13 protein-coding genes are annotated in these 15,092 nt (G+C 70.1%); 11 read left to right on the top strand and 2 right to left on the bottom strand.

Annotated elements, in window-relative coordinates; all coding sequences use genetic code 11:
• Nucleotides 1–18 precede the first annotated feature (18 nt).
• Nucleotides 19–1,785, top strand: coding sequence for a biotin carboxylase N-terminal domain-containing protein (locus AB0P18_RS07595; protein WP_344052325.1), 1,767 nt, complete (start codon nucleotides 19–21; stop codon nucleotides 1,783–1,785).
• Between the two features lie 154 nt (nucleotides 1,786–1,939).
• Here AB0P18_RS07595 and AB0P18_RS07590 read toward each other — a convergent pair whose 3' ends face one another.
• Entirely contained in the window at nucleotides 1,940–3,388 is a 1,449-nt protein-coding gene (locus tag AB0P18_RS07590) for an NAD(P)H-quinone dehydrogenase (RefSeq protein ID WP_344052322.1), read from the bottom strand.
• Between the two features lie 107 nt (nucleotides 3,389–3,495).
• Here AB0P18_RS07590 and AB0P18_RS07585 point away from each other — a divergent pair, with 107 nt between their 5' ends.
• Genes AB0P18_RS07585 through AB0P18_RS07575 form a run of 3 tightly spaced genes read left to right on the top strand, consistent with a single transcriptional unit; the run spans nucleotide 3,496 to nucleotide 6,609 of the window.
• A complete protein-coding gene (locus AB0P18_RS07585; RefSeq protein WP_344052320.1) occupies nucleotides 3,496–4,329 on the top strand; it encodes a purine-nucleoside phosphorylase in 834 nt (277 codons plus the stop codon).
• Entirely contained in the window at nucleotides 4,326–6,017 is a 1,692-nt protein-coding gene (locus tag AB0P18_RS07580) for a phospho-sugar mutase (RefSeq protein WP_363359549.1), read from the top strand. Before AB0P18_RS07585 ends, AB0P18_RS07580 begins: the two co-directional genes overlap by 4 nt.
• A gap of 10 nt (nucleotides 6,018–6,027) precedes the next feature.
• On the top strand, nucleotides 6,028–6,609 hold the full coding sequence (locus tag AB0P18_RS07575) for a GNAT family protein (RefSeq protein WP_363359547.1): 582 nt from the start codon (nucleotides 6,028–6,030) through the stop codon (nucleotides 6,607–6,609).
• A gap of 4 nt (nucleotides 6,610–6,613) precedes the next feature.
• On the opposite strand, the gene AB0P18_RS07570 is transcribed toward AB0P18_RS07575, so the two are convergent.
• Entirely contained in the window at nucleotides 6,614–8,542 is a 1,929-nt protein-coding gene (locus AB0P18_RS07570) for a PTS sugar transporter subunit IIA (RefSeq protein WP_363359545.1), read from the bottom strand.
• A 134-nt stretch (nucleotides 8,543–8,676) separates the two neighbouring features.
• Between AB0P18_RS07570 and AB0P18_RS07565 the strand changes: the two genes are divergently transcribed.
• From AB0P18_RS07565 to AB0P18_RS07535, 7 genes are all read left to right on the top strand, one after another.
• The gene (locus AB0P18_RS07565) at nucleotides 8,677–9,024 is read left to right on the top strand and encodes a hypothetical protein (protein ID WP_344052312.1); all 348 of its coding nucleotides are present in this window, start codon (nucleotides 8,677–8,679) and stop codon (nucleotides 9,022–9,024) included.
• A 123-nt stretch (nucleotides 9,025–9,147) separates the two neighbouring features.
• Nucleotides 9,148–9,486, top strand: a complete 339-nt coding sequence (locus tag AB0P18_RS07560; RefSeq protein WP_363359544.1) for a PTS sugar transporter — start codon at nucleotides 9,148–9,150, stop codon at nucleotides 9,484–9,486.
• Nucleotide 9,487: 1 nt separating this feature from the next.
• The gene (locus AB0P18_RS07555; protein WP_363359543.1) at nucleotides 9,488–9,763 is read left to right on the top strand and encodes an HPr family phosphocarrier protein; all 276 of its coding nucleotides are present in this window, start codon (nucleotides 9,488–9,490) and stop codon (nucleotides 9,761–9,763) included.
• Nucleotides 9,764–9,765: 2 nt separating this feature from the next.
• Nucleotides 9,766–11,448, top strand: a complete 1,683-nt coding sequence (gene ptsP / locus AB0P18_RS07550) for a phosphoenolpyruvate--protein phosphotransferase (protein WP_363359542.1) — start codon at nucleotides 9,766–9,768, stop codon at nucleotides 11,446–11,448.
• 23 nt (nucleotides 11,449–11,471) lie between these two features.
• Nucleotides 11,472–13,139 (top strand): PTS mannitol transporter subunit IICB, encoded by a 1,668-nt coding sequence (locus tag AB0P18_RS07545; protein ID WP_363359541.1) that lies wholly within the window; start codon nucleotides 11,472–11,474, stop codon nucleotides 13,137–13,139.
• 100 nt (nucleotides 13,140–13,239) lie between these two features.
• On the top strand, nucleotides 13,240–13,677 hold the full coding sequence (locus tag AB0P18_RS07540) for a PTS sugar transporter subunit IIA (protein ID WP_344052302.1): 438 nt from the start codon (nucleotides 13,240–13,242) through the stop codon (nucleotides 13,675–13,677).
• Complete coding sequence (locus AB0P18_RS07535) at nucleotides 13,677–14,828, top strand: mannitol-1-phosphate 5-dehydrogenase (RefSeq protein ID WP_363359540.1); 1,152 nt, start codon at nucleotides 13,677–13,679, stop codon at nucleotides 14,826–14,828. The genes AB0P18_RS07540 and AB0P18_RS07535 overlap by 1 nt, the downstream gene beginning before the upstream one ends.
• Nucleotides 14,829–15,092 lie beyond the last annotated feature (264 nt).

Below are 15,092 nucleotides of genomic sequence, written 5' to 3'. Positions count from 1 at the left end.
CTCGGTAGGCTGGCATCCATGCCTCAGATCGCCAAGGTTCTTGTTGCCAACCGCGGCGAGATCGCCGTCCGCATCATCCGCGCCGCCCGCGACGCGGGCAAATCCTCGGTCGCGGTGTACGCCGACCAAGACCGCGACGCCCTGCACGCCCGGCTCGCCGACGAGTCGTACGCGCTCGACGGCGCGACGAGCGCCGACACCTACCTCTCGGTCGAGAAGATCCTCTCGGTGGCGCGGCGCTCCGGTGCCGACGCCGTGCACCCCGGATACGGCTTCCTCGCCGAGAACGCCGCATTCGCGCGCGCCGTGACGGATGCCGGGCTCATCTGGATCGGGCCGACCCCCGAGGCGATCGAAGCGCTCGGCGACAAGGTGACGGCGCGTCACGTCGCCGAGAAGGTCGGCGCGCCGCTGGCTCCCGGCACTCCGGGACCCGTGTCGGGCGCCGACGAGGTCGTCGCCTTCGCGCAGGAGTTCGGGCTGCCGATCGCGATCAAGGCCGCGTACGGCGGCGGCGGGCGTGGCCTCAAGGTCGCCCGGGAGTACGACGAGATCACCGAGATGTTCGAGTCGGCGACCCGCGAGGCGATCACCGCGTTCGGTCGCGGCGAGTGCTTCGTCGAGAAGTACCTCGACAAGCCGCGCCACGTCGAGACGCAGTGCCTCGCGGATGCCGCCGGCAACGTCGTGGTCGTCTCCACGCGCGACTGCTCCCTGCAGCGGCGCCACCAGAAGCTCGTCGAGGAGGCGCCCGCGCCGTTCCTGACCGACGAGCAGAACCGGACCCTGTACGAGGCGTCGAAGGCGATCCTCCGCGAGGTCGGGTACGTCGGTGCGGGAACGTGCGAGTTCCTGATCGGCGCCGACGGCACGATCTCCTTCCTCGAGGTCAACACGCGTCTGCAGGTCGAACACCCGGTCTCGGAGGAGGTCACCGGCATCGACCTGGTCCGCGAGCAGTTCCGGATCGCCGAGGGCGGCATCCTGGACTACGACGACCCCGCTCCCGTGGGCCACTCGATCGAGTTCCGCATCAACGGAGAGGACCCGGGTCGCGGATTCCTCCCCCAGCCGGGACCGATCCACGTGTTCAAGACCTTCGGCGGGCCCGGCATCCGTCTGGATTCAGGCGTGACCGCCGGCGATTCGGTCGGCGGGGCGTTCGACTCGCTGCTCGGCAAGATCATCATCACGGGGCGCGATCGCGCCGAGGCGCTGGAGCGGGCGCGACGGGCCCTGGACGAGTTCGAGGTCGCGGGGCTGCCGACGGTGCTGCCGTTCCACCGAGTCGTGGTGCGCGATCCCGCGTTCACGGCCGAGGACGGGAACTTCGGCGTGTTCACGCGCTGGATCGAGACCGAGTTCGTGAACGACATCCCGCCGTGGGACGGCGAGCTGGAATCGCCGAAGCCGGCTGAGGCGCGGCATACGGTCGTCGTCGAGGTCTCGGGCAAGCGCCTGGAGGTCAGCCTTCCCGACCGGATCGTCGCAGCGCCCGGCGCGACCGCCCGCCCGGCGGCCGTCCCGCCATCGCGGCGCTCGCACGCGACCAGCGTGGTCGCCGGTGCGTCCGGAGACGCGGTGACCTCGCCGATGCAGGCCACGATCGTCAAACTCGCGGTTGAGGACGGGCAGCAGGTCGTCAAGGGCGATCTGGTCGTCGTGCTCGAAGCGATGAAGATGGAGCAGCCGATCCAGGCCCACAAGGACGGCGTGATCGGCGGAATCAACGCCACCCCCGGCACGACGGTGTCGGCCGGTCACCAGCTCCTCACGATCAGCTGACGGCTCCCCTCCCCGCTCGTCGCGAGGTGGTCGCCCTCCCCCGCCGAGGCGGTGGGTTTCCTCGCGAGATGGTGCCCCTCCCGCCATCTCGGCGGGGAACCCACCATCTCGGCAGGGAACCCACCGTCTCGGGGGATGCGCGGAGGCGGCGGGGTCAGCCGTCCTCGTTCGCGATGTCCACGATGTGCATCGCACGGGCGGCATCCGTGATGCTGCCCGTCAGCGACGGGTACACCGCGAACACGCGCGACAGCTGATCCACCGTGAGGCGGCGCTCGACCGCGATCGCCACGGGGTAGATCAGTTCTGACGCGCGCGGGGCCACGATCACCCCGCCGATCACGGTGCCGCTGCCCTTGCGGGCCAGCAGTTTCACGAAGCCGTCCTTCGAGCCGGTCATCTTCGCGCGCGGATTCGCCGCGAGGGGGAGCTTGTGGACGACACCGTCGATCCGACCCTCGACGATGTCCTGCTCGGACCAGCCGATCGTGGCGATCTCGGGCGCGGTGAAGATGTTCGAGGTGATCCGCCGCCGCTCGAGCGGGATCACGACGTCGCCGAGCGCATGGAACACAGCAGTGCGTCCCTGCATCGAGGCGACCGAGGCCAGCGGCACGAACGTCGTGCAGTCCCCCGCCGCGTAGATGTTGGGAACCGAGGTGCGCGCCACGCGGTTCACCTGGATGTGACCGGAATCCGTCATCTGGACACCCGCCTCCTCGAGACCGAGTCCCGCGGTGTTCGGGATCGACCCGACAGCGAGCAGACAGTGGCTGCCCTCGACCGTGCGCCCGTCGGACAGCGTCGCGATCACGCCGTCCTCCGTGCGCTCCACCTTGTCGGCGCGGGATTTCGACAGCACGGTCATCCCCCCGCGCTTGAAGACCTTCTCGATCACCGCGGCCGCGTCCTTGTCCTCGCCCGGCAGCACCTGGTCGCGCGACGAGATCAGCGTCACCTTCGCGCCGAGGTTCATGTAGGCGGAGGCGAACTCGGCACCCGTCACACCCGAGCCGACCACGATGAGGTGCTCGGGTACCGAGGTCATGTCGTACAGCTGGGTCCACGTCATGATCCGCTCCCCGTCGGGGCGGGCGGTCGGCAGGATCCGAGGCGACGACCCGGTCGAGATCACGAGGGTGTCCGCCTCGATCCGATCGAAATCGGTGCCCTTCGGGCCGGTCGAGACGACGACCGCGTTGTCGCTGTCGAGGCGCCCGTGACCGGAGATGATGCGCACGCCCGCCTCCACGAGCGACGCGCGCATGTCGTCGGACTGCTGACGCGCGAGCGAGAGGAGCCGCTTGTTGACGGCGGACAGGTTGATCGCGATCTCCGGCTTGAGCGGCTTCCCCTCCTGACCGCGGGCGAACAGCTGCACGCCGAGATCACTCGCCTGCGAGATCGCGACGGCGGCGTCGGCCGTCGCGATCAGGGTCTTCGACGGCACCACGTCCGTGATGACGGCCGAGCCGCCGATCCCTGCCCGCTCGACGACGGTGACCTCCGCGCCGAGTTGGGCGGCGGCGATCGCGGCCTCGTATCCGCCAGGCCCTCCGCCGATGATCGCGACGCTCTGGGTGCGCTCGAAGCTCAAAGACATGCCTCCATCCTTTCAGGAGCGGCCCGCCCCCACGACATCGCGGAGATCGGATGCCGCGTCCCGCGTCGCGGGTGGCTCCCGGGCGCGCGCGTTCCTAGAGTGGGTGCATGCCAGACACACTCGCCACGTCGCTCGACGACCCCGCCGCAGACCCGTTCGCGATCGCCGCACAGGCGGCGGCGGACATCGCGCGCCTCACCGGAGTCGACCGCCACGACATCGCCCTCACCCTCGGCAGCGGCTGGGGAGGTGCGGCGGAGCTCATCGGCGAGACCGTCGCGACGATCCCGGCGACCGAGGTCACCGGATTCAGCAAGCCCGCCCTGGAAGGGCACGTCGGGACACTCCGCAGCGTCCGCACCCCGCGCGGCAAGAACGTCCTGATCATCGGCGCCCGCACCCATTACTACGAGACGCGCAGCCCCCGCCGGGTCGTGCACAGCGTGCGCACCGCCGCCGCGACGGGAGCGCGCACCATGGTGCTCACGAACGGCGCCGGCGGCATCAAGCCGCACTGGAAGCCCGGCACTCCGGTGCTCATCAGCGACCACATCAATCTCACCGCCGCGACCCCGCTCGAGGGCGCCACGTTCATCGACCTGACCGATCTGTACTCGATGCGCCTGCGCGACCTCGCGCGCTCGATCGACCCGAGCCTGGACGAGGGCGTCTACTGCCAGTTCACCGGTCCGCAGTACGAGACCCCCGCCGAGGTGCAGTGGGCGAAGACGATCGGCGGCCACATCGTCGGGATGTCCACGGCGCTCGAGGCGATCGCCGCACGGCAGTCGGGCATGGAGATCCTGGGCTTCTCGCTCATCACGAACATGGCGGCCGGCATCCAGACCACCCCGCTCAGCCATCAGGAGGTCATGGAGGCCGGGCAGGCCGCCGGCCCGGTCATCTCGTCACTGCTGGCGCGAGTGATCGGCGCGATGTGAACGGGCCGGACGACGGGGTCCTCGCCGCCGCTCGCGCCTGGCTCGCGCAGGACCCCGACCCGGTCACCCGCGCAGAGCTCGAGGCGCTGATCTCGAGTGCCGCCGCGGGCGAGGAGGCGGCATCCGCCGACCTCGCCGATCGCTTCGCGGGGCGACTGGCGTTCGGCACGGCAGGACTCCGCGGTGAGCTCGGCGCCGGCAGCAACCGCATGAACCGCGTTCTGGTCGCGCAGGCGGCCGCGGGCCTGGCCGCGTTCGTCCTCGAGCGCGCCGGGACGGATCGCGTGCCGACCGTCGTGATCGGCTATGACGGGCGCCGCAATTCCGACGTGTTCGCGCGCGACTCCGCCGAGCTGTTCGCCGGCGCGGGCCTGCGGGCGATCCTGCTTCCCCGGCTGCTGCCGACGCCGGTGCTGGCCTTCGCGGTGCGACACCTCGGGGCGGATGCCGGCGTGATGGTCACCGCGAGCCACAACCCTCCGAACGACAACGGATACAAGGTGTACCTGGGCGGCGCGGACGAGGGTGCGCAGATCGTCTCGCCCGCCGACGCGCAGATCGCCGCGCACATCCAACGGATCGCGGACACCCGCGATGTCGGCGCCCTCCCCCGGTCGCTCGGTTACGAGACCGCGCCGGAGTCGGTGCTCGACGCGTACATCGCCGCGACCGCCGCCGTCGCCCCCGCCCCTTCCGGCGCTGACGGGTTGAGCTGGGTGTACACGGCGATGCACGGCGTCGGGTGGGAGACCCTGTCGCGGATCCTCGAGACCGCCGGGTACCCCGCGCCGATCCCCGTCGACGCGCAGCTGCATCCGGACGGTGGATTCCCCACCGTTGCTTTCCCGAACCCCGAAGAACCGGGGGCGATGGACCTCGCGTTCGAGCGGGCCCGCGAGGTCGGCGCCGAGCTCGTGATCGCGAACGACCCCGACGCGGACCGCCTCGCCGTCGCCCTGCCCGATCCGGACGCGCCCGGTGGATGGCGTCGCCTCACCGGCAACCAGATCGGCCTGCTGCTCGGCTGGCGCGCCGCCCGGCTCGCCCGCGAAGCCGACGCCGGCGAGGGGGCGTCTCTCGCCTGCTCGCTGGTGTCGTCCCCGGGTCTGAAGGCCGTCGCCGATCACTACGGCCTGGCCTTCCACACGACCCTGACCGGGTTCAAGTGGATCTCGCGCGCACCCGGCATCGTGTTCGGGTTCGAGGAGGCGCTCGGCTACCTCGTCAACCCCGACACCGTGCGCGACAAGGACGGCATCTCGGCCGCGATCGCGATGCTCGGACTGGTCGCCGACGCGAGGGGCGACGGGAAGAGCCTCGCCGACGTGCTCGCCGAGTTCGACCGGACTTTCGGGTTCTTCGCGAGCGACCAGATCTCCCTCCGGGTCGACGACCTCTCGGTCATCGGCCGGATCATGGCGTCGCTGCGGGAGCGGCATCCGGAATCGATCGGCACGACGCGAGTGGATGCCGTCGAGGATCTCCTCGAGGGCGTCGACGCCCTGCCGCCCGGCGACGTGCTGCGGTTGTGGCTGCAGGACGGGTCGCGTGTGATCGTGCGTCCGAGCGGCACGGAGCCCAAGCTCAAGGTCTACCTCGACGTCCGCGGCGACTCGGCCGACGATGCCCGCGAGCGGATCAGCACGCTCAGCGACGGCGCCCGGGCGCTGCTGAGCGAACGGGGCTGAGGCGCGGACCATGCTGCTGCGCGATGCGATCACCCTCGAGAACGAGGTCGTGCGACTCGAGCCGCTGGGTACGGAGCACGCCGAGGAGCTCGCGGCCGCGACCGCGGGCCTGGAGCATGCGTGGTACACCTCGGTCCCGACCGCGGACGGCGTCGCCGCCGACATCGCCCGGCGACTCACCTGGCGCGACGAGCACCACATGAATCCGTGGGCGGTGCGGCGGCTCGACACCGGCGTCGTCGTCGGCGAGACCACGTTCTGCAACATCGACCAGGACAACCGTCACGTCGAGATCGGGCACACCTGGCTCGGCGTGGACGCGCAGCGCACCGCGGTGAACACCGCCGCGAAGCTGCTCCTTCTCGGGCATGCGTTCGAGCGCTGCGACGCGATCGCCGTGGAGTTCCGCACGCACTGGCACAACCTCCAGTCGCGTGCGGCGATCGCCCGCCTCGGCGCGAAGCAGGACGGGGTTCTCCGCAACCACCGCCTGGGTCCGGACGGCACTCTTCGGGACACCGTGGTCTTCTCGATCCTGCCGGGCGAGTGGCCGGCGGTGCGGCTGGGCCTGCAGGCGCGGCTCGCGCGCTGAGGCCTCAGCCGTCGATCACGGCGACGAGCTCGTCGAGGAAGCCGGGGAAATCGGTCGCGCGGCGGACGATCCGCTGGACGCTGTCACGCTCGGAGAAGACCTCCACGAACTGTTCGAACACGGTCTGGAACGCGCCGCGGTCGGACTCGGAGAACGCGACGACGGCCACGACCTGCACGCGCCCCTCCCCCCACGGGATCGACGGGTCGGCGATCCCGACGGCGATCGCCGTGCGGGTCGCGGTCATCCCGAGCGCGTGCGGCACGGCGAGCGCATCGGTGAAGGCTGTCGAGGAGAGGCGCTCGCGCTCGATCGTGCGCTCGACGTAGTCCTCATCGATCACACCCTCGGCCACCAGGGGCGCTCCGAGCCGCCGGATCACCGCCTCCTCACCCGCGTCCGCATCCAGTCCCCGCACGAACGCGCCCGGCACGAAGTACCGCTCGAGCTCGGTACGCAGGCGGGCGAGGCGACGGCTGCGGCGGATCCGCGCGGCCGCCGTCTGCACGCGGTCGACGTCGGCATCCGTCAGGAACGGCTGGATCCGGACGAACCGGTCCCCGGATACCGCGGGGTCGATCGTGGTCAGCACGAGGTCGGTGTCGATCGATGCCCAGTCCGGGTCCACACGTGTCTCGACGCCGACGACCTCGATCGCCTGGCCGAGCGAGCGGTCCACGCTCGAGCGCAGCAGCTCGTGCAGCTCGTAGTACCCCGGGCACACGATCGTCGCGGTGAGCAGCTGATCGGCGCGACGGCTCCGCTCCAGGCGTCCACCGACATGCATCGCGATGTAGGCGATCTCGTCGTCCAGGAGCGGGATGCCGAGCCGATGCTGCAGCCCGCTGGCGATGAAGACCGCCACTTCGAAGATCATCGGGTACGTCGATTTGAGCGACCGGGTGAGCGGATTGCGCGACCACGCCTGCTCCCGGGCGCGATGGCGGAGGTTCTGCACGTGCAGGGCCAGGCGCAGGATGAAGTCCTCGTGCGCGATGTCCACCAGGAACTCCGCGGCCGCCTGCTCGACGACCTCGCGGACCGCAGCCTCCACCTCCGGTTCGAGACGCTCGCGCGCATGGTCAGCCGGGGCGGCCGCGCCCGGTGCGACGATGCGGGTCAGCACGATCGTGGACAGGTGCTGCAGGTCGCCTGCACCGAGCTGCACGCCCACGTGACGCTCGACGAGCCGACCCAGGATGGCGGCGACCTCCGCCTGCGCGGGAGACGCGTCGCCGCCGACCGCGTCCAGGCCGCGGTGGCTGGCGACCCGGTCGGCCGCGATCGCGATGTGCATGACGACGTCGGCGATGCCGAACTCGTTCACGAAGTATCCGAGGGCATTGAGCTCGGTGACCAGTTCGGTCTTGAACGGGCCGAACGCGTGCGCCCCGACGGATCCTTCACCGAGAGTGCGCCGGAGCGCCTCCAGGTCGAAGGATCCGGCATCCATCTCGTCGTGGGCGAGCCTGCTGAGCAGGCGTCGCTGCGCCATCTCGGTGCCGCGGAGACGTGCGCGGGATGCCGAACGCTCGAGCGTCAGCTCCGTGCCGCCCAGGAGGCCGCGCACGCGTGCGAGGTCGGCGTCCAGCGTCGCCGGGCTCACGTGCAGCGCGTCGGCGGTCTCGAAGACGTCGATCCCGTCGTCCTCGTCGAGCAGGGCGCGTACGAGCGTGTGCAGGCGGTCGCGCGGCGTGCCGGCATCCGTCGCCCCGCCTGCACGCAGCGCCACCGGCGCCTCCGGGCCCGCGCGGTAGCCGAGGGGCCCGGACTCGACTGCGACCGCCCCGGGCACGCGCGCGTTGATCGCCGTCACGTACGAACGGATGCTGCGCGGAGTCACCCCGAGACCGTCGGCCAGCGCCGCCGCGGTCAGCCAGTCACCGTCGCGGACGAGCAGCCCCAGGAGTCGGTCCTGTCTCGCTCTGGTCACGGTGTCCTCTGCGCGTCGATGCGATCTGTCACGCCAGTCAATCACGCGGACATCCCCCATGGCGGCAACGGCGGCTCGGCGGTACCGTGAGGGCGCCGCTGCGGATGCGGCACACCTCGCAGAAGGAGAAGGACATGGCAGGACAACGACCCGGAGGCGTCACCCTCGTCGCGGTCATCGCATGGATCAGTGGAGCGGTGCAGATCATCGGCGCGGTGATCAGCCTGCTCGCCGGGGGCGGCGGCAACGCCTGGGTCGCCCTGATCGTCGGCATCCTCACGATCGCGGTGAGCCTCGGGCTTTTCCGCGGCAACAACGTCGCACGCATCCTGCTCGCGATCCTCTTCGTGCTGAATCTCGTCGTAGCGGTGTGGGCGCTCGTGATCGGCGTGAGCGTCTGGAGCGCGATCATCACCGGCATCCTCGCGATCATCGGACTCGCGATCCTGTTCTCCTCGCGGGCGAACGCGTTCTTCCGCTGAGAACCGCTCACGGATGCCCCGGGCCGTCTGGTCCGGGGCATCCGTGTTTCCGCCCCTCCGGAAACAGAACTGGTTGTCGGCTCTCAGCGCTTTCACAAGAATGGCAATCGGAAAGGCGGGTCGATGAGGATCCTGGTGGTCTGCGGTGCGGGTGCGTCGAGCACATTCGTCGCTCAGCGCGTGCGCTCAGCGGCTGAGCACCAGGGGCTGTCGTACACCGCCTTCGCCGGCACCGAGTCCTCTCTCGCGACGGACATCGACGCCGCAGACGTGATCCTCGTCGGACCCCATCTGTCTCACGCGCTCGCGCGGATCGAGGCGGACGCGGCGCGGCGAGGGACGGCCGTGGTGCTGCTGCCGTCCGACATCTTCACTGATCGTGAGGGCACGCGAACGCTCGCCCTCGTGCAGGAAGCACTCGCGTCCCGCTTCGACCACCTCGCCCGACAGGAACAGGACTGACATGCCGCTCTCGACCCGCACGGTACGCATCGGCTCGGCCCATGGTCTGCACGCCCGGCCCGCGAAGCTCTTCGCGCAGGCGGCGAAGGAGGCCGGCATCCCGATCACGATCGCGAAGGATGCCGGAGCGCCGGTGAACGCCGCCAGCATCCTGGGGGTGATCGCCCTCGGGATCGAGCAGGGCGACTACATCACCCTGACGGCCGACGGCGACGACGCGGAGAACACGCTGGACCAACTGAGCGAACTGCTCTCGACCGACCACGATGCGGAGTGAAGATGACGGAGATCAGAGGAGTCGGGATCGGATTGGGCGTCGCCCAGGGACCGATCGCGCGCATGGCGGAGCCCCTGCCGGCGCCGGCTGACACCCCGAGCGAGCGCGGCACCGAGGAGGAGACCGCCCGCGTGCGTGAGGCTGTCGCGGCGGTTGCCCGCGAGCTCGAGCAGCGTGGCATCCAGGCCGGCGGCGCCGCCCGGGACGTCCTCGAGGCACAGGCGATGATGGCCGAGGACCCGTCCCTGGAGAGCGAGATCGACACCCGCATCGGGGCCGGCAAGACGGCGGAGTTCGCCGTGCACGACGCGTTCGCGAGCTTCCGCGACATGCTCACCGCGATGGGCGGGTACCTCGGCGAGCGCGCCGCCGACCTCGACGACGTGGCCCAGCGGGTCATCGCACGGCTGCGCGGCGTCGCCGCGCCCGGCGTCCCCGACCCCGGGCACCCGTTCGTGCTCGTCGCGAAGGACCTCGCTCCGGCGGACACCGCTCTGCTCGACCTCGACAAGGTGCTCGGACTCATCACGACCGAGGGCGGTCCCACCTCGCACACCGCGATCCTCGCTCGCGAGAAGTCGATCGTCGCGATCGTCGGCGCGGTCGGCGCGAAGGACCTGGTGGATGGGCAGACGGTGATCGTGGATGCCGCCGCCGGGGTCGTCACGACCGACCCGAGCGCCGAGGAACTCGAGCGCGCGGCCAATCGCGCGGCGGATCGCGCATCGGCGGCATCCGCCCCCCTCACTCCGGGGGCGCTCGCCGACGGGACCGCGGTGCCGCTGCTGGCGAACCTGGGCAAGCCCGAGGGGGCGGAGGAAGCCGTCGCACTCGGCGCGGAGGGCGTGGGTCTCTTCCGCACGGAGTTCCTGTTCCTGAGCTCGAATCAGGCGCCCACGGTCGAGCAGCAGCGTGCCGCCTACACGAAGCTCCTCGCGGCGTTCCCCGGTCAGAAGGTCGTCGTGCGCGTGCTGGATGCCGGTGCCGACAAGCCCCTCGCCTTCCTCAACGATGCGCACGAGGAGAACCCCGCCCTGGGGCTTCGGGGAATCCGCGCGCTGCAGGCGAGCGAGGACATCCTGCGCGAGCAGCTGACCGCGCTGGCCGAGGCGGATGCCGCCACCGACGCGGACCTGTGGGTCATGGCGCCGATGGTGGCCACGGTCGAGGAAGCGGAGTACTTCGTCGAGATCGCCCGGGACTACGGCATCAAGACCGCCGGCGTCATGGTGGAGGTGCCCTCCTCTGCGCTGCTGGCCGACCGGATCCTCGCAGGGTCGGACTTCGCGTCGATCGGCACGAACGACCTTACGCAGTACACGCTGGCCGCCGACCGGCTGCTCGGCTCGGTCGCGGGCTTCCAGGACCCGTGGCACCCCGCGGTGCTCCGGCTCATCCGCGAGGTCGGCGACGCCGGGCGCCTGCACGGCAAGCCCGTCGGCATCTGCGGCGAGGCCGCCGCGGACCCGCTCCTGGCGGTCGTGCTCGTCGGTCTCGGAGCGACCTCGCTCTCGATGGCCCCCACGGCGCTCGCCGACGTGCGGGCGACCCTGCTCCAATACTCCCTCGATGATGCCCGAGTCATCGCCGAGGCAGCCCTGGCCGCGAACGGTGCGGCCACCGCCAGGGAGGCGGCTCGCTCCGTCGCCACCACCCAGGCCGCACCCGCGGCCGTGCAGTCCTGACAGAAACAGAAGGAGACACAGCCATGACAACGGCGTCTGCGCCCGCGAAGGGCAGCAACAAGGCGCGTGTGGGAGTCCAGCGCTTCGGCACGTTCCTCTCCGGCATGATCATGCCGAACATCGCGGCGTTCATCGCCTGGGGCTTCATCACGATGCTCTTCATCGCCGTGGGCTGGCTCGGCGGCTGGGAACCCGTCGCCCCGCTCCTCGGCGGCTTCGGCAACGCCGACGTCATCAACTGGCCGGGAGCCATGACGGCGATCGCTCTCGACGAAAACGGTGACCCGTTCAACCAGTTCGTCGGCCTCGTCGGCCCCATGATCACCTACCTGCTGCCCCTTCTCATCGCCAACACCGGTGGTCGGATGGTCTACGGCGAGCGCGGTGGAGTCGTCGCCACGATCGCCACCATGGGTGTCATCGTCGGCACGAACATCCCGATGTTCCTCGGCGCCATGATCATGGGGCCGTTCGCCGCCTGGGTCACCAAGCAGATGGACAAGCTGTGGGACGGCAAGATCAAGCCCGGCTTCGAGATGCTCGTCAACAACTTCTCCGCCGGCATCCTCGGCATGATCCTGGCGATCGTCGGATTCTTCGTCTTCGGTCCGGCGATCATCTGGTTCAGCGACGTCCTGGGCGGGGCGGTCGCGTGGCTGGTGAGCCTGAGCCTCCTGCCGCTCGTGTCGATCATCGTCGAGCCCGCGAAGGTGCTGTTCCTGAACAACGCCATCAACCACGGCGTGTTCACCCCGCTCGGCATCGAGCAGGCGACCGAGACGGGCAAGTCGATCCTGTTCCTCATCGAGGCGAACCCCGGACCGGGTCTGGGACTGCTCCTGGCGTTCACGTTCTTCGGCGTCGGCGCGGCTCGGGCCTCGGCTCCCGGTGCGATCATCATCCAGTTCTTCGGCGGCATCCACGAGATCTACTTGCCGTACGCTCTCGCCAAGCCGATGACGATCCTCGCCCTGATCGCGGGTGGCGCGACGGGTGTCACCACGAACATGCTCCTCGGCGGCGGCCTCGCGTTCCCGGCCGCTCCCGGAAGCATCATCGCGGTCACAGCGGCTGCCGTGAGCCCCGCCGCGGGTGGTATCGGCAACCTCCTGGTCGTCTACCTCTCGGTCATCCTCGCTGCGGCGGTGACCTTCATCGTTGCGGGCATCATCCTGCGGGCATCGCGCAAGCGCGACCTGCTCGCAGAAGCCGACACCTTCGGCGCGGCGATCGCGCAGACCGAGGCCAACAAGGGCAAGACGTCCGCGGCTATGGACGCGCTGCGCGCCTCGGACGGTCGCGACCGCCGGGCGATCCGCGACGCAGACGAAGCCCTGGACAAGCTCGAGACCGAGACCGAGACCGGTGGCCGCGCCGACGGCGGTGTGCTCACCACGAAGACCGTCAAGAACATCGTGTTCGCCTGCGACGCGGGCATGGGTTCGTCGGCCATGGGCGCGAGCGTCCTGCGCAACAAGATCAAGAAGGCCGGCATCGAAGACGTCACCGTGGTCAACAAGGCCATCGCGGCGCTGGACGGATCGGCCGACCTGGTCATCACGCAGAACCAGCTCACCGACCGTGCCCGGGCGCAGACTCCGGATGCGGTGCACATCTCGGTCGACAACTTCATGAACTCGCCGCGGTACGACGAGGTCGTGGAGCTCGTGCGGGATCAGCACGGCAACTAGTCCCATCGACTGCTGCGGGGTCGGGGCGGCGTGATGCCCCCGGCCCCGCGGCTTTCCCCGCATACTCGGTACCAAGCAGAAGCGAACGAAAGGCAACACCATGTCCCGTGACGTCCTGAGCCTCGGCCAAGTCCGCATCCACTCCGGCAGCGCGACGCGCGAGGAGGCGATGAAGGAGGCCGCCGACATCCTCGAGGCGGTCGGCGCCGTCACCAGCGCCTACTTCGACGCGATGCAGCAGCGCGAGGAGACCGTCTCGACCTACATGGGCAACGAGCTCGCGATCCCGCACGGGACGAACGAGACGAAGGCCGCGATCCTGGACTCCGCGCTCTCGGTCGTCCGCTACGACGGCGGCGTGGACTGGGGCGGCGAGCCCGTCACGTTCGTGATCGGAATCGCCGGCAAGGGCGACGAGCACCTCGAGATCCTCTCGCAGATCGCGATCCTCTTCTCCGACGAGGACGAGGTCGAGAACCTCAAGCGCGCGCAGACGCCCGAGGAGCTCTACCGGCTCGTCTCCGCGGCGGGCGTGTGATGAAGGCCGTTCATTTCGGTGCGGGCAACATCGGCCGAGGGTTCGTCGGACTTCTGCTGCACGAGGGCGGCTACGAGCTCGTCTTCTCGGACGTCGCGGCACCACTCGTGGACGCGATCAACGCCGCGTCCGAATACACCGTGCACGAGGTCGGGGAGGACTCGCGCGACACCGTCGTCACCGGCTTCCGCGCGATCAACAGCGCCACCCACCCCGACGAGGTGATCGAGGAGATCGCGGGCGCCAACGTGCTGACCACCGCGGTCGGACCGACGATCCTGAAGTTCGTCGCCCCGCACGTCGTCGCGGCGCTCGCTCTGCGCGATCCGTCCTCTCCCCCGCTGCAGATCATGGCCTGCGAGAACGCGATCAATGCGACCGACCTGCTGCGCGACGAGGTCGCCGCGCTCGCCGGTGACGCCTGGGACGCCCTGGCGGGACGCGCGGTGTTCGCCAACACCGCCGTCGACCGGATCGTGCCGGCGCAGCCGGCCGGCGGCGGCATCGATGTGACGGTCGAGCCGTTCTTCGAATGGGCGATCGAGCGGCATCCGTTCGGCGACGACCCGCCGACGATCCCCGGCGCGCACTTCGTCGATGATCTGGCGCCCTACATCGAGCGGAAACTCTTCACGGTCAACACCGGTCACGCCGCCACCGCGTACTTCGGGGCCGCCGCCGGTGATGAGACGATTGCCGACGCGCTCGCCGACGAAGCCACCGCCGCCCGCGTCGCGGCCACACTGGAGGAGACCTCGGCACTTCTCGTCGCCAAGCACGGGCTCGACCCGACCGAGCTCGCCGCGTATCGCGCGACGATCCTGCGTCGCTTCCAGAACCCCGCTCTGCCGGACACCGTCTGGCGCGTGGGCCGGCAGCCCCTGCGCAAGCTCAGCCGCAACGAGCGCTTCGTCGGACCGGCGGCCGAAGCGGCCGAACGCGGCCTGTCGGTGGACTCGCTCCTGGCCGCGATGGGGGCGGCCCTCGCGTTCGAGGACGCCGAAGACGAACAGTCGGTGCAGCTGCAGCAGCTTCTGCGGGAGCAGGATGCCGCGTCCGTGACGGCATCCGTCACCGGACTGGATGAGTCGCACCCGCTGTTCGCCCGCGTCGAGGCCGTCGTCGCCGCCCGACAGGCCGAGCTCGCGTAATCTGGGCGGCCGCTCCCCAGCCGAACGCTCGAAACGAACGTGACCGAGGAGCGGCCGGCCGATATTGGTACCCGCTACAGCCGCACCTTCGTCGTCTTGTAGCAGTACGAATACCAAGCGGCGAGTCCGCCAGTAAAGCTGCCCGCGGGCTTCGCGCAAACCAGCGCGGGCCTGAGTCCCGTGGGGTGGTGGACTTTCCGGCCCTGAGCGTCGTGTCGTTGACGTGAGGGGCCACCGTGCGATGGTCAGTGAGAACGACCAAGT

It is taken from the genome of Microbacterium sp. NPDC064584 (genome assembly GCF_040687315.1).
Classification (GTDB): domain Bacteria; phylum Actinomycetota; class Actinomycetes; order Actinomycetales; family Microbacteriaceae; genus Microbacterium; species Microbacterium lacus.
The sequence above is the reverse complement of the archived record's forward strand: the minus strand, read 5'-3'. Positions and strand labels throughout refer to the sequence as shown.

What these genes read in the sequence shown, in the direction of transcription:
- AB0P18_RS07585 (WP_344052320.1), top strand. Translation starts at nt 3,496, where the DNA reads ATGCCAGACACACTCGCCACGTCGCTCGACGACCCCGCCGCAGACCCG.
- AB0P18_RS07540 (WP_344052302.1), top strand. Translation starts at nt 13,240, where the DNA reads ATGTCCCGTGACGTCCTGAGCCTCGGCCAAGTCCGCATCCACTCCGGC.
- AB0P18_RS07565 (WP_344052312.1), top strand. Translation starts at nt 8,677, where the DNA reads ATGGCAGGACAACGACCCGGAGGCGTCACCCTCGTCGCGGTCATCGCA.
- AB0P18_RS07590 (WP_344052322.1), bottom strand. Translation starts at nt 3,388, where the DNA reads ATGTCTTTGAGCTTCGAGCGCACCCAGAGCGTCGCGATCATCGGCGGA.
- AB0P18_RS07535 (WP_363359540.1), top strand. Translation starts at nt 13,677, where the DNA reads ATGAAGGCCGTTCATTTCGGTGCGGGCAACATCGGCCGAGGGTTCGTC.
- AB0P18_RS07555 (WP_363359543.1), top strand. Translation starts at nt 9,488, where the DNA reads ATGCCGCTCTCGACCCGCACGGTACGCATCGGCTCGGCCCATGGTCTG.
- ptsP (WP_363359542.1), top strand. Translation starts at nt 9,766, where the DNA reads ATGACGGAGATCAGAGGAGTCGGGATCGGATTGGGCGTCGCCCAGGGA.
- AB0P18_RS07595 (WP_344052325.1), top strand. Translation starts at nt 19, where the DNA reads ATGCCTCAGATCGCCAAGGTTCTTGTTGCCAACCGCGGCGAGATCGCC.
- AB0P18_RS07560 (WP_363359544.1), top strand. Translation starts at nt 9,148, where the DNA reads ATGAGGATCCTGGTGGTCTGCGGTGCGGGTGCGTCGAGCACATTCGTC.
- AB0P18_RS07545 (WP_363359541.1), top strand. Translation starts at nt 11,472, where the DNA reads ATGACAACGGCGTCTGCGCCCGCGAAGGGCAGCAACAAGGCGCGTGTG.
- AB0P18_RS07575 (WP_363359547.1), top strand. Translation starts at nt 6,028, where the DNA reads ATGCTGCTGCGCGATGCGATCACCCTCGAGAACGAGGTCGTGCGACTC.